This window comes from Pseudoalteromonas sp. Angola-4 (genome assembly GCF_028599265.1).
Taxonomy (GTDB): Bacteria; Pseudomonadota; Gammaproteobacteria; order Enterobacterales; family Alteromonadaceae; genus Pseudoalteromonas; species Pseudoalteromonas atlantica.
The window spans coordinates 22,942-37,896 of the sequence record NZ_JAQREK010000028.1 but is presented as its reverse complement, the minus strand read 5'-3'; the positions used below and the strand labels follow the sequence as shown (position 1 = coordinate 37,896).

Annotated in this window: 11 protein-coding genes; 2 read left to right on the top strand and 9 right to left on the bottom strand. The window is 36.9% G+C overall.

Annotated features, from left to right (window positions below):
- The first annotated feature begins 783 nt into the window (after nucleotides 1-783).
- Nucleotides 784-1,440 carry an inovirus Gp2 family protein gene (locus PSH48_RS19755; RefSeq protein ID WP_273612205.1) on the top strand — a complete coding sequence of 219 codons (657 nt, stop codon included), beginning with the start codon at nucleotides 784-786 and terminating at the stop codon, nucleotides 1,438-1,440.
- A 190-nt stretch (nucleotides 1,441-1,630) separates the two neighbouring features.
- On the opposite strand, the gene PSH48_RS19750 is transcribed toward PSH48_RS19755, so the two are convergent.
- From PSH48_RS19750 to radC, 4 genes are read right to left on the bottom strand one after another with little or no spacing between them, the layout of a single operon-like run.
- A complete protein-coding gene (locus PSH48_RS19750) occupies nucleotides 1,631-1,870 on the bottom strand; it encodes a hypothetical protein (RefSeq protein ID WP_096038345.1) in 240 nt (79 codons plus the stop codon).
- A 31-nt stretch (nucleotides 1,871-1,901) separates the two neighbouring features.
- Nucleotides 1,902-2,462, bottom strand: coding sequence for a tyrosine-type recombinase/integrase (locus PSH48_RS19745; RefSeq protein ID WP_054983673.1), 561 nt, complete (start codon nucleotides 2,460-2,462; stop codon nucleotides 1,902-1,904).
- 10 nt (nucleotides 2,463-2,472) lie between these two features.
- Nucleotides 2,473-2,892 carry a DUF2787 family protein gene (locus PSH48_RS19740; RefSeq protein WP_273612204.1) on the bottom strand — a complete coding sequence of 140 codons (420 nt, stop codon included), beginning with the start codon at nucleotides 2,890-2,892 and terminating at the stop codon, nucleotides 2,473-2,475.
- 12 nt (nucleotides 2,893-2,904) lie between these two features.
- Entirely contained in the window at nucleotides 2,905-3,378 is a 474-nt protein-coding gene (gene radC, locus PSH48_RS19735) for a RadC family protein (protein ID WP_273612203.1), read from the bottom strand.
- 125 nt (nucleotides 3,379-3,503) lie between these two features.
- On the opposite strand from radC, the gene PSH48_RS19730 reads away from it, so the two are divergent.
- Nucleotides 3,504-3,689: a helix-turn-helix transcriptional regulator gene (locus tag PSH48_RS19730; RefSeq protein WP_273612202.1), complete on the top strand. Its 186-nt coding sequence runs from the start codon at nucleotides 3,504-3,506 to the stop codon at nucleotides 3,687-3,689.
- Between the two features lie 782 nt (nucleotides 3,690-4,471).
- Here PSH48_RS19730 and PSH48_RS19720 read toward each other — a convergent pair.
- Genes PSH48_RS19720 through PSH48_RS19700 form a run of 5 tightly spaced genes read right to left on the bottom strand, consistent with a single transcriptional unit; the run spans nucleotide 4,472 to nucleotide 14,755 of the window.
- Complete coding sequence (locus PSH48_RS19720; RefSeq protein WP_273612200.1) at nucleotides 4,472-6,724, bottom strand: dynamin family protein; 2,253 nt, start codon at nucleotides 6,722-6,724, stop codon at nucleotides 4,472-4,474.
- A gap of 58 nt (nucleotides 6,725-6,782) precedes the next feature.
- Nucleotides 6,783-8,048 (bottom strand): tellurite resistance TerB family protein, encoded by a 1,266-nt coding sequence (locus PSH48_RS19715; protein WP_273612199.1) that lies wholly within the window; start codon nucleotides 8,046-8,048, stop codon nucleotides 6,783-6,785.
- A gap of 12 nt (nucleotides 8,049-8,060) precedes the next feature.
- Nucleotides 8,061-9,314 (bottom strand): TerB family tellurite resistance protein, encoded by a 1,254-nt coding sequence (locus PSH48_RS19710; RefSeq protein WP_243530960.1) that lies wholly within the window; start codon nucleotides 9,312-9,314, stop codon nucleotides 8,061-8,063.
- 45 nt (nucleotides 9,315-9,359) lie between these two features.
- Nucleotides 9,360-11,090, bottom strand: coding sequence for a dynamin family protein (locus PSH48_RS19705; protein ID WP_273612198.1), 1,731 nt, complete (start codon nucleotides 11,088-11,090; stop codon nucleotides 9,360-9,362).
- Nucleotides 11,090-14,755: a patatin-like phospholipase family protein gene (locus PSH48_RS19700; protein ID WP_273612197.1), complete on the bottom strand. Its 3,666-nt coding sequence runs from the start codon at nucleotides 14,753-14,755 to the stop codon at nucleotides 11,090-11,092. Before PSH48_RS19700 ends, PSH48_RS19705 begins: the two co-directional genes overlap by 1 nt.
- Nucleotides 14,756-14,955 lie beyond the last annotated feature (200 nt).

Sequence of the window (14,955 nt, the reverse complement as noted above, 5' to 3'; positions counted from 1 at the left end):
CTGCGCCAGTAAGACCTTTACCAGCTTGCAGTTCAGCTAATGCTTTGTTGAAGTCGAAAGATTGAGTCATGTGTCACTCCTGTTTTCTTAATAATACTGAAATGACACAGATTTCTAAACACTACCCCTAAAAACGTATTAGATAACCTTAGAAGCACTTTATCCCTTCTATTTTATAAGTTCCTTAAGTTACCTTCGTCTAACCCAAAAAAAAGATTATCCATTATACATGTTAGCAATTCTCTTTTTGGTACTCGCGATATTTTCAATATGAACTCAACCTTATTTCATCTTTGTAGTTTTATTACCAATTATATAAATTTGTACTCACACAGCTTTTTGTTTCATGCTTTTTTTGGCTCTGAACAGCTCTCCTTTCGCAACATTAAAGCTTACTTAAAAAAAATATCTAACATTAAAATTGATATTTCCATCAAATTATACAATCTTTTCATTATTAATCATTTTTCGAGTTGCTCAGATGATGTTAAGGATATTTACTATTCAAAAATTGAGAAACCTAAATAGCTACTTGTAATTAAAACAATAAGCCTAGCAAAACCTCATATAACTTCAGAGTAATTCTAAATACACTAAACAACTTATCAGTAATGCATTTCTGTATTTAACCACCACAAACTTAACTGGTTTTATTAGTGTAAATTTCGGTTTGGTAATATTTATAAGAGTTACTAGTAACGAATCTATTATCACGCCAAATACAAATTAAAAAACTACTACTCAGACACCTGATATGAACTAATACTTATCAGGAAAATGAGAATGAATAATTCAACGCAATACCCAGTAACAACCAACCCTACCTACAAGCAATATCAAACACTCGCTAGAGACAGTCAGCCTTTAGTTATGCCCTACTTAGGTGCTATTGAGAAAGTCATGCTTGCTGCATGTGCTGAACATAAAAGAACGTTTGCGGTCAGAATTGATTTAAGGCTACCTGCACATTCAAATACGATTAATCTAAATAGCAACAAAGTGTGTACTCGGTTTATTGCCTCTCTTGAGTCACAAATTAAAGCCGATACAAAACGTAAAGCTCGTGATGGTAAAACCCCACATCCATGCAATATTAGATATATTTGGACTAGAGAGAAAAACAAAGCTCACCAACAGCATTATCATTTTGTGCTGTTTTTCAATAAGGACCGGTACCACTGTACGGGTAAAATAAATATAGAAAGTGATAACTTGTTTACTCGAATAGCTAAGGCCTGGGCGAGTGCGTTGAGCTTACCATTAGATGAAACGATGCAATTAGCTCACTTACCTCAAAATGCACATTACTACCTTGACGTTAATAACCCTAATTTCACTCAAGACTTCCACGATCTTTATTATCGACTAAGCTACTTCGCTAAGCTTAATACTAAGCGATACGGATTAGGGCAGCGGTGTTTTGGTTATAGTCAGAGGTGATATTCTAATTAAGACCTGTGCTTCTCATAATTCGTTTTAACGAGGTTTTGAAACCTTCAACTAGCTAAATAAGCTTAAACCCTTAGTATATAAGGGCTGGCAAGTTCCCAAAATAGCATTACGAGAAGCACTATTTACACTGCAAAAGCAAAAAAAGAACGCACTGCAAAAATGCGTTCTTTGTTTACTTCTAATCAAATAAACTCGCGACTCCTGCTAACAAGCCACTAGCAACAGCTAAAGGCACCGTAACTGGTGCAGACGCCACACCTAGGCCAACGACAACTGCACCGGATACTGTAGCGCCTGCTACAGCACCAGAGCTCACAGCAATGGCTGTTCTACTGAGTGATGGCTTAGAACTACCGGTTATTTGTTTAGAAACTTCATTTCCTACTGCACCGCATGCAACGGCTTTTTCTAACGACATAACAAACTTACTCCTATTATATGTTATAAATTTATAGCTCTAACTCTTCAAAGTCTTTATCGATTTCCTCCTGGGTTATGCCAATGTAACGCAGTGTTGTTGCTTCCGAGCTATGGCGAAGCATCTTCATTACACGCGCGATGTCTTGGGTTTTATGGTAGAGGTGGTAACCTCGGGTTTTCCGCATCGAGTGAGTGCCTAGTTTTAAATTAAGCTCTTCACCCACTAACGCAAATGCTCTTGTTACAGCCCTTCGTGATAAAGGCCGTGGTGGTGAACCTTTAGCTTGTTGATTGCGATACGATTGAAATAAGTACACATGGTTGGGGTGAGTGATACGTACTTCGTGGATAAATGCTAATGCTTTTTGATTTAACTTAATCTCTGCAAGCTTGCCTGTTTTACTTTCAAATATAAGTAACCTGTCGTTTTGAATGTCCGTAAATTTAACAGACAACAAATCAGATATGCGCAATGCCAAGTTCAGACCTATATTCCAAATATGGCTCATCTGTTTAGAACACCGTTTTTCAAGCAAATAACTAATTAACTTTACTGTATCAAGGTCCTTAATCGCCTGTACTTCAGCCATAGCCATCTCCTTATTCTGTTGAAATAGTGACCTGGTAGCAGCCTGTGTTGTAATACTCAACAAAGTTAGTCACAAATAAAGTTAAAAGCTCCTTGCCCTCTCGTTCACTTAACCAGCCCACCAGCATGTGATACACGCGTTTAATCACAAAGCAAACATCAATCTCCTTTACTAATTCAGAATCTAACCGGCCCTGGTATGAAAAATCAGTAATGTATACAAGCTCCCAACCAATACCGCGTTTTTCTAGCCTAACCTCGACTGGGTGAAAGCCCCCAGCTGCTGCGCTATAATCTTTATCACGAAAATTAATAGTTAACTCACTCGCATTCCCTATCGATTCACCTTGTTTAGTGATGGCATTTAGAATCACATCAAACAGTGACTCTGGCACGTTTAGTCCTGGCACTTGCTCTATTTTAATCGCCATACCCTACTCCCTTTAAATTAAGCCATGCTCAGCAAATGAATAACTGGTTTCACCAATGATGATGTGATCGACTATCGAAACATCAATCAGGTTAAGCGCCTGCTGTAATTTGGTGGTAATAAGCTTGTCAGCTTGAGATGGTGTACTTACGCCTGAAGGATGATTGTGCGCAAGTATTACAGATGCTGCATTTAGCGCTAATACTTCTTTAACCACCTCTCGTGGGTATACGCTTGCTGCGTTAATAGTCCCCCTAAATAATTCTTTGTATTCGAGTATCCGGTTTTGGCTATCTAAGAACAGGACGGCAAAAACCTCATGCTCAATCAACGCCAGCTTATGCCTTAAATATTCTTCACTGTCTTTCGGACATGTTAAAGCCCCATGCCTAAATTGCTTTTGAGCGATTATGTAAGCAGCAGCTTCAAGTATTTGTTCATCACTTACAGGGTGATCAAATTCGTATAGTGACTTGCTATTTTGCATTGTTATGCCCTCTTAATGGTTTATGCAAAATAGTGATGTATGTGCTTAACGTTTTTGTTTCGCCTCAGTAAAAAATTACTACCTCCGGAAAGAATATGTACTAATAACCTAACCGGAGAAGTCCCATGCGTTTAATCAAATTAAAAGAAGTTTTACATATCACAGGCTTAAGCCGTTCAACTGTTTATCGCTTTATGAGCGCTGGTGGATTTCCAATGAAGGTCGAGCTAGGCGGTAACTCTGTAGCCTGGGTAGAAAGTGAAGTTGAAGAATGGATAAGTGAAAAAATTGGGAAAAGAGATGACGTTTAACTAACAAATGTAGATTTAATCATTATTTAACAGTAATTTAGCCTTATCAAAAGGATTTACAAGGCTGAAAATATACTTCATGAACAATTAAAAGATAAACAAAGAAAACTACGAGATAACTTCCCTGAGGGCTTAGCATTAAGAGTGCATCGAGCCCTTAGCTGGTTAAACAAATCTGAGCAATGCCATGATGATTTAGATTGCCAGTTTATTTTTCTGTGGGTTTCTTTTAATGCTGCTTATGCCCAAGACACTAAATGCTTAAACTTCAATAAAACACAATCGTTTAGCCGCTTTCTGGAAAAGCTTGATGCTCTCGACTCACAAAATCGAATCTATAATTTGCTATGGCATGAGTTTCCAAACAGTATTCGAGTTCTGTTAAATAATAAATTTGTTTTTCAGCCATTTTAGCTACTACATAATAAACAAACAACGGAGCAAGAATATACCCTGCGCTTTAATGATGCCAAACGAGCAGCTAATTATGCATTAGCAAATAGAGAAACGGCAAAATTGACCTCCATCGTTCTACAACGACGCTATACTCTAAGAAATAAATTGATACATGGAGGAGCTACTTGGAACAGTACTGCCAACAGGGAATAACTAAAAGACGCAGTGCAATTTTTATCGCAACTTGTACCATATATTATCGATATTATGATGGACAACCCCAAAGCGCTTTGGGGAGATGCGTACTATCCGCTTATTGATGGGCATAGGTGCTTTAGGCATTATCTATGTTTTTTAAATACGATAATGCCTAAACCGCAGTAAACTTATAAATTAGTGCTTAAAGTAGCTAAATCAGTATTCACTTTTTGTAATACGTCATCGTACCCTTTTAATACCTCTTCTTTGTGAGTTAAATCCTGCTTGAGCTGCTCTACACTTGCTACTAGATCTTTGGTTAAGCTCGGAATAAAACTACTTTGCTCTTTAGCTAACTTCTCTACTATTTGATTTATGCACTGTTTTAGCTCAACACTAATATCTTGCAATAATAAAGCAACGACGCGGGCCTGTTCAGTACGTAACTGAGCTATGTCATCGCCTTCAACTTGCTCAGCACTAAATTGTTGCCTAATAGTATTAATATGCGCATCAAGATCTAAACTCACCGCAGGGATCGTAATACGTTCAACGGCATTGTTTAATGGCATTAAAACCATTTCGGGGTCAAAGTTGTCATCCGTAAAATCAAACATATCCTTAATAGATGCTTTTATATCCTGTTTAAACAACCCTAATTGAATTGCGTTTTCACTTACGTCATAAATCGCTTTGCTGGTATCGACCACAAATGACTCAAGCTTACTCACTGCTTCATGAACACTTGCATAGGTGTAATTAACTGTACGATAGTGGGTTGACGTTACTGTACGAGTTGAGCCCCACGATAATGGGTTGTACCACGATGAGTCACTTACTTCTCTTGATGTTGTATAACTTTCTTCCCGCGAGCCTGATTGCGACTGTACTTGTTTTACCTGTATTGCATCTTGGTTTATGTCTGTTAATAAGCGTGTTAAAGTTTTTGCAGCTTGAATGCTGTATTTTTCAAAAACACTATTAACTTTAACAGTACCAGACTCTATTCGCTTAACTGCTTCTTGTTGTTTTTTCGCTAAACTTTCAACATCACCTTCAAGTAAGTTTTTACGCTTATAAGTTACGTCATCTGCAATTTGCGCTAATTTTTGTTTAACCTCACGTTTTGAACCTATTAAAAGGTTATTAAAACGATCTGCCAATATTTGTTCTTTTTTCGCCTTAACAGTATCTAATTTACTTAGTACTTTTGTGAAGTTAGCCACTGCTGCAAACGTATTGGCATTAAACGAAAAGTCATCAAACATGCCATTAAGAAGGTTCAACGTATGCAACTCTTCTTCATTTAATGACTGCTCTGGCTTTATGGCTAAATCGTAACAGCGAGAAGAAATAAATATAGGCGGCAAAGCATTTTGTAAAGTGCTCATTAAATGGCTTTGATTATTATCTTCAGTACTTTGATGGGCTGCAAATTCATTACATACCTTATCTACATTACTTTTGGCCTGATTATTTAATTTTGTAGTAATGGCCGGTAACGCCTGTTGAATAGACGGGTACTTATGGTACTCATCCAATAAGGCCCCATCAAACAGTGAGCCAATTAGTACAATATCTTCAATACCTTTATTGGGAATATTTTGCGCCAGCAAGCTCATATCTGATTGGTCTAAAAATTGGCCGCTATTGCTGAGTACAAATACCACATCACATTGGCCTATAAACTCTTGTGTACGTCTACCACGGGAGATTATTGGGTCATTCATTCCCGGTGTATCAACCACCTCAATATCGCGTAAAGAGTCAATATTTAAATGCAGCTCAGTGCTTTTTACTATTGCTGTAAATTCGCCGCTGGCTCCCACATAATTGTTTAGTTTATCAACTAATTCATCATTATTATTTACTTCATCAAGCGATATGGTTCTATCTAAATACTGCGCAACGTTTAGCCCTGAACTTTTAACCATATTTAAAAGCTCAATACTGGCTTTTTCTTCATCAGATAATACAGGCTTAGCGGGTGAAGGAATAAAAACGCCCTGCTTTTGCGATATTGCCTTATTGGCTTGATATTCAAGTAATGCGTTTTCGTAACTTGCTTGTTTAGTGAATGCTTTGTCCGCTAAGTTTTTAACTTTACCCCACTCATTTTTGCTATAAAACTCAACCAGGGCTTTTGGCTGCTGCGCATAGCAAATTTTAGTTAGCGCTGCCGTCATTGGCGTTGCAGCCTTTGGGAGTACGTCTTGGCCATTAAATAACAAACTATTTAAAAACGAAGACTTACCCCGTTTTATTTGGCCGATTATACCAATACGCAGCAATCTATTTTCATTTTGTGTATGTAGTGCGTCATTTTTAAAATGACTAGCTAGCGCCTGTAACTCTGCCAATAAATTTTTATCTAGTGAGCTGCCTAATAACTCATAGCCTTTACTTATTTTTAATAAGCTTGATGAATGTTCTTCAATCATTTTTAATTCCTTTTATCGAAAAGATAAAACTTTACTTTATTGTTCTATGTAAATAATTCTATTTAACAAGCCTATATTGACCAGAAGCCAATACTGACCAAAGTGTTAAGTTATCTAAATATTTTCTGTTTGAAATCAGAATAGCTTTAACGCCACCTTTATTCCTATAAAACTTATTGTTAAAGCCTAGTACTATTTCGTCTTTCAAAACTTTTTTGCCTTTTAAAGGAAAACATACAGAATTAATTTGTTCCGTATTATTAGGCTTGCCCTTAGGGTGTAGCTGCTTGCCAATCGCTATCTTAGCTTTAAATAACTGATATAAAATTACATTTATATCTTGTGGTTCCCCGTTCAATAATGGTGAGAAGATAGTTTTGAAATAATCTAACTTAATCTCGTTTGGCACCATTAATTCAGAGTCAGAAATATAACTTTTTGATACTGAAAAAGTGTTATCTTCTGGGTCAAACTCCAAATGTAAATCAGAAAGTAAACCGTACAATTTTTCAGGTGAATTATAAGTGATAAAAACCTCATCAGAGCTAACTCGAAGCTCGCCCCTATCCATTTTCGATTGAAGAAACGGGACTAACAAGTCATGTGTAAAAATACTAGGGGCAAAATCAATTGTAATCTCTTTTTCTTTCGGTAAAGACTCTGCATTACAATAGTTTAAAGGTTCCCACTTTAACTGGCATGCACGAGTAACTTTATTGACGATAAGCTTAGTCAATCGCTTAGACCTTATTTTAGAGGTTTCTGCCATTAACGTTTCAAACTCAACTTCATGATAGACGAGTAAATGTTTAAAATGATCGGGGTTTAATAAGTGGCTGCTGAAATATAATGCGCTTTCTTGCCAGTTACGGTTTTTAATATGGCAAAATAAATCGAATATATCTTGTTGAGTGCCTTTTAGTATTTCGAGTTGTTGTGCTATTGCGTTCACTAAAGGCATTTCCTTCTCGTGCACTTGGTTATCACGTCGGGTCATCATGAGCGCATCAAATAAAAACAATTGCGCCAATGGTTTACGCCTATAGTATGCAACAAATGCTTGAATTGTTACTTTGTCTGGCGCTTTAGCAAAATCAATCACGTCATCTAAAACAGAGCTATCGAGTGAAAAAGAGTTTATTAAAATTTGTAAATACTCAACCTCGGTTTCATGAATGTCATTATCTGCATTCATCACTAAGGCTAGGCCTTGCAAATACAATAACTGCCCTTCAATCCCTTGTTGCGCTATTGGGTGGTTTTCAAAAGCACTCGGCTCTTTTGTCGCTTCCATGAAAGTGGCAAGCATGTCTAAATCAGTCACCTACTCGCTCCCTTATCTCATTAACCTGAATTGACCAGATGCTAGTACTTCCCATGGAGTTGAGTTAGTAACATAGTCACTACTATCTTTGGAAACTATACTAATTGATTTAATATTAGTGTAATATTTGTTGTCGTAGCCTAATACAATTTCATTTTTTACATATCCACTATTCTGTTTAGGAAAGCAAATAGGATTATCGTAATCACCATCTTTTTTACCTTCGACTATTTTAGCTGAATAGAGGATATCTAAAACCATATTAATAACTTGAGGATCATCAGACTCAATATCTTTTTCTGTAATTAGATGTTCAGATATCATAAAGCCAAAATCGCTCAGCAGCTCAGCGGTTACTTTGAACGCAGAGTCTTCAGTCAAATTTGGAGTGACAAAAAATGCGTCTGTTTCTTTATCATGGCTAAGTGTTAAATCAGTTAGTGAGCCATAGGCTAGCTCAACACCATCTTTAATTAATAAAACCTCATCGGCATTAATGCGTAGCTCTTTTCTATCAAGCTTTGATTGCAAAAATGGCAAAATCAGATCAAGAGTAACGATGTTTGTAATAAATGTCGTTGTTATTTCTGTCGCATCAGGCATACAGTTATTATTGCGATATACGAGTAGCTCCCACTCTAATGCATCAATATCAACCTTTTGTTTAATCACCTCAATTAACCTATTACTTCTGATCTCTGCGGTTTCTGCCATTAACGCATCGAACTCTATTTCATGATAGGCAAGTAGATGTTTAAAGTGATCTGGGTTTAATAAATGGCAGCTGAAATATAATGCGCTTTCTTGCCAGTTGCGGTTTTTAATATGGCAAAATAAATCAAATATATCTTGTTGGGTGCCTTTTAGTATTTCTAGCTGGTCGGCTATTTTGTCTACAACGGCCTTTTCTTTGTCTTCTACTTTGTCATCGCGGCGGGTCATCATTAGTGCGTCGAACAAAAATAATTGCGCAACAGGGCGACGGCGAAAAGTACGAAAAAACGCTTGTACTGTGTCTTTATCTGGGGCTTTTGCAAACGTTACCATGTCGTCAAGTATTGACTCATCAAGGCTCATTGATTTTATAAGTATACGAATATATTCCTTTTCGGTGTCGTCAATATGACCGTCAGCATTCATGACTAGAGCTAAGCCATTTAAGTATAATAACTGCTCTTCCATGGTGAAATCAGCAGCTGGATGGCCTTCAAATGCATCAGCTTCTTTTGTTGCCTCGTTTATAACGTCTAAAATATCAAAATCCATCTTACTTCCTTTTTTATTAAGTAATTGTGTGTTGCTAATTCAAAATTATGCCGAAGCTATATCGACTGTAATGCTCGCTTTTTTATCGTTTACTATGTGAACTTTCACACGCTGGCCTTCGTTAAAATAATCACTCATTACGGCATCACCCAACTGGGCTTTTATTTTTTGTTTAGTAATAATGATGTCGAAATCGGTTGGTACTTTCTCTTCTATTTTAATGTGTACGCCTACTGCGCTTAACTTAATTATTCGCCCTTGCAAAGCAGTTATGTCAGCAATAGCCGATAACTGTTTGATACTGCCTTGCACGAGCGCTTCAAATACTAATGATTGTTGGGGTACATTATCGTTACCAAGTGAGCAAGTCGTATTAGTTGAACTCAATGTCACAGAGCTCGGCTGCATGGTTGTGTTTACATTGAGCAACTCGCATAACTGCGTAATTTGCTCTTGTAATTGTTGCTGAATTTTAAGGGCAACTTGCTTTTGTGTTGCTAAAGCATTTACCTGCGCTTTTGTTTTATTGCTTATATCGTCTAAATGTTGTTTGTTTTTGTCTGATATAGTTTCAGCAAAAATGAGCTCTTTAATCGTGCCACTTGTTAAGCTATGAATTTGACGAGTAGACTCATAAAAATTTATATAGCTCTTAAATATCTGTTCTGCTTGCCATAAAACAATCGAGCCATTTTTACCTTTACTCACAGTTTGTAATAAATCAGTTAGTACGGTTTGGGAACTTGAAAACTCTTTATTTAACTGGGCTGAGTACCCTATTACGTCTAAAAAATTAATTTCGGCTCGTTGTAAGTCTTGTTTTGCTGTATTAATAATTTGTTGTATTTGCGATTCTGGCTTTTTATCCGCTTTACTAATCACCACTAATACAGGCTGAGTTAGCTCTAAGCTTTTTAAAAATTCAATATCTTGCTGTGGCACAGTGCCATTTTGCTGATCGACCAACCAAATTAAATAGTCTGCACTGCGTAAATGCTCACGAGCTATGTTTTCGTCAGTATTGTTTTGTGTGTTAATTATATCGTCGGCTTTGCTGTAACCAGGGGTATCTAAAAACACGAGGTTAGGGTATTTAAAGTCTTCTCGCTCAACAGATATTAGCTGTAGTAAATGGCTAAAGGTTACGCCAAAACGCTCATTAAATGCATGGCATATAGCTTTTAATGCTTCTTCATCTATTGCTGTTTTTTTACGATAAAAATTAAGTGCACTTATTGCATTTTGCTCACCTAACGACAAATAAGTAGGTATAGATGTAGTGGGTGTTGTGTCTGTTGGCAGCAACGAGGGGCACCCTAATACGGAGTTTAAAAAGCGCGATTTACCCGCACTAAATGAGCCACCCACTGCAACGGTATAGTATTTTTCAAGATGCGGAAAAGCAGCAATTTCATTTAGCTGTTTTTCAAGCAATAACAATTGAGCATAAGTATGAGCCCCTGTGGTGTTATCGTCTTGTTTAGCTAGCTGTAAAAAGTCATGTTCAATCGTGTGTTTAATTTCGGCTAATAAACGGGCAACAGATGTATTACTATCACCATTCGCAATTAATTGAGCACATAAACTTAAGCCCTTTTCACTTTCGTATAAGTATTGATTAACACCCTCTGGTTTTATGTTTTGAGATGAAGTTTGTGTTTGAGCTGATTGCTCATTTGCATCGCTATTTACACTATTACTTACACCACTATTTTCATTATTGCTTTTATCATGGTGGCCGTTCATTAAACTGTCAAAATCTAAATCATTACTCACTAGCTAGCTTCCTTTATAGCGTTGGTTTTTATTTGCGCGGTGTGATTAGTTTGCTGAATTTGAATTAAAGCGTTGTCGAACTTTAACTGCTGCTCGTTAAACGCGTCTTCGCTTTGCTGCAATTGTTGTTTAAGGTGCTCAATACTTTGCTTGAGGTCGTTTTGCTCTTGCTCAAATGAGCTTAAAACAGCTTGTTTGATTTTTGATACCGCCGAATTTAGCTGTTGTGTGCAATGCTCTACAGCCATATTAACGGCCTGCGGAATAACTTGCTCACGTACTTGTGATTCTATTTGTTGCTCGCGTTCTTCTGCATTATCTTTTCGGCCCAGTAAGCCACCTATAATACCAGAGACAATACCACCTAGAGGGCCTAAAATAACGGTTGCGACTCCGGCCGCTACCGCTGCATACGCTGTTGAAAAGGCTTCTTTTTGCTCTGCTGGTATATTAAGTGTAATTTTTACATCGCTATGTTGTTGCTCGCTAATAATATCGAGTTTTTTATCTAGCTTTTGTAATTCTTGCTTTACTAAGTTATCAACACCTTGTTGTAAAACGGGCCTTAGTAGGTCATTTATTTTTTGTGATACTTGATTCGATTTAGCCGCACTAACTAAAACTGATACGGATGAGCCCAGTACCTGTTGAGAGCGCTGAATTAACTGCTCTTTTCCTACGCTACATAGATTATATTCAAGATCTTTAAGTGATGCTTGAAGTTTATTTTCTACCGAGCTAAATGCACTGTGAGACTTGTTTATTTGTTCTTGAATTTGGGCTTCGCTTGACTGGCTAGACTTTTTAAGGCCATTTATGGCGCTGGTTATATGCCCGGCTAACTTAGCTAGTTGCTGTGAATAACGCTTACAAAGTAATGTATCAAACTGATTTAATGCAGTGTCGACTGCATTCTCAAAATCAATTATATTTTTGTTAGTACCTAAATTTTCGATATGGCCAATCGTTATACCGCTTTCTAATGCTTCGGTTAAATACGCTTGCAACTGACTCTTAACCGCTAACAATTTACTACTTGGCAGACGGTTAGATTTAGACACAATATGAGCAATGTCTTTTTCATAATTAAGATTGATTTCTTGCAGTTGATTAATGGCTGTTGCATCAAAGGCCTTTTCTGAGGGGATTAAATTTATAAAATAATCACCACGCTCCAAGTAACAAGCAATTGCCTTTGAGTGGCCAGTATTATTTGATGCAAAACCCGGCATATCCACCAGCACTAAATTAGGACGGTTCTTAAGCTTTTGATTATTAATAAAAACCTGAATATAAAAAATATTCTCGTCAATTGTTAGGCTTTGTAACTCACCTAATTCTTTTCGCTCACTCAATTTATTATCAATATAATTAATTATAATGTGCTCGTCTTCGCTATAACTTAGCTCTGTGGCAACCGCTGTTTCAGGGTTTATGTCGCAGTTTAGGTAGTCTTGCCCTAAGTAATTATTAAGTAGTGAACTTTTACCTGCCGAAAATTGGCCAATCACAGGGATGATAACTTTAAATTGTTCAATTTTATTTTGTAAAAAAGCAAGATCATCACGGATATTTTTATTAATTAAAATATCATCGTTAATTTTTTTATACGTAGTAACTTGAGCCAACAATTGAGCTTGCATGGTTGTATGCTCATTAGCTGACAGTAAGCTCAAATTTCCCGTATTTGAGTAAGCCGGCAGTCTTTTATCGTTACATTTTAGGCTATGTAATAGCTCTAACCCTACCTCATAACCACTTAATTCATTATTGAGCGCTAAACCGAGTTGTTGCTCAATCGTTTGATTTATTTCTTCAGCGGTTGCGTCGTTTTGCGCATCACTTGCTATTTGCAGCCCTTTTAATAAAGGATGAAACTGCTGATGTTTAGGCGGAACAGGTAAAATGGCGTTTGCTTGTATATTATTTAAAAATAACTTAGCGGAGTTAGGACTAAATAAGCTACATGGTGTTAATAATGCTTGATGCAAGCCAATATCATGCAATAAATTTGTGTAGGAACTGAGTTCACTATTAGACCATTCGCGCCCTAAATCATTATAAAAACCCAAGGTTACTCTAATTAATAATTCACTTGGTTGCAGTGTATTTAAACTGATGCATTTTGATTTTGTATTGTTATACCAATTATTTACTAATTGACTTCGTTCTAGGTTATCAATTCTATTTTCAAGTTGGTTGAATCTAATATCGCATTGATGAGCTAATGCTTCTATTCCTTGCTTCATTAATGCAACTGATTGAAAAACATTTTGTTCTAGTTTTTTAACGCTGCCATATAACACATTAACATGAGTCATCAGGTAGTTTGTTTTGTTAGCAAGGGAAACCATCGCTTCCATTGTTAGTACTTGTTTATGGTTGAGCTTTTGAATGAGTAATTGGCTAGAATATATAGCTCGATTTAAATCATAGTTAACACCCGCTTGTAACTTAGCATTGCTCCCCGAGACCGAGCCGAGAACCCGACTCACATGGCTTTGCTCTAACTGAGCGTTTATACGCCCCTCAGTAGAGGCAAGTGTTGTAATTGTATTAAAGGCATGCTCAAGTAATTCGTTAGAGTTATCAGCAAATTCGTCTATCAAACTATCAACATTTTGATTTGCTATCTCTCGCTCTTGCTGATTTAACGTATCGGCAAGTTCGCTTAATACATCATCTAATGAATGAGGAGATGTAAGCTGCTTTGAATCTAAAGCTCTTCCATCACGCAACTGTTGGTTTACTAATATCTGATCGTTGAATTGTGTATTTGAAGCTGCAAACTCAAAAGCGGCCTGCATAAAACACGCTTCATCATCCATAAAGGGTTTAAACTGCTTAAGAATTTTAGCCGTGTCGCTGTAGCCTAACTCAATAAGATTAGCTGCATTTTCTTTTGTAAAATTAAGTGGTTCTATTAAGCCTGCGAAAGCTTGTGACGGAACAATGTTCCAAAAATTAACCCCAGGGTATTGTTTACTTGCAGTAACAGTATCAGCTTGGCGGTCCAAGTAAATATTAATAATATGAGTGCAATTATGCTGCTCTATAAGTGGTTTGTAAGGTGTGTTGTCGCTATATGAAGGTAATACGCCGCCATCAACATAATTTGTGCCGTCTATTTCAACTGCTTTAAAAACAGCCGGTATTGCAGAGGTTGCCAATAGCCATTTTTGTTTGTCTTCAGCGCTTAGTGTATTTAATTGCGGATAAACTAGCTCGCCATTTTTAGCAGTTAATGCACATAAATGCAGCGATAAATTATTATCAATAGAATTGCAAACATTGCTTTGGTAAATAAGTTCAGCAAGTCCATCTTGCGAAAAAGCTCCTGCACCCCCTAATAAAGAACTCAAGGTCATCAATGCTTTAGGTGCAACACCCGGTAAATAAGCCCCGACGGCAAACTTAGAAACAGCTATAGCAATATCTTCTGCTTTAAGTGTTAATACCTTGCTTGGTGCAATATCAAGCCATAACTGCTCAGCAGAGCTATAATCACCAGCTGTAAATAATGCAGCATTTAAACCACCAACAGAAGTACCCGCAACTGCTTCAACGTTTTTGGCTATACCAAATTCATTTAGTGCCTTCCAAACGCCTATTTCGTATGCGCCTTTACCACCACCGCCAGAAAAAACCAAACCTAATTTAGCCATAAATATCCTTATCAATTAATAATTAACCTTTAAAAGTTAACAACTTAAACTCCTTTACCTAAGCTAATAAACCATTTAAAGCATTTCATTTCAAGGTGTTTTTAGTTACACCTGTTAATAGCTGAGCACAGTTCGCATGAACACGGGTACTTAAATTACATTCAAGTAATATAACAATACTTACGAGAAATAAGTTTTTA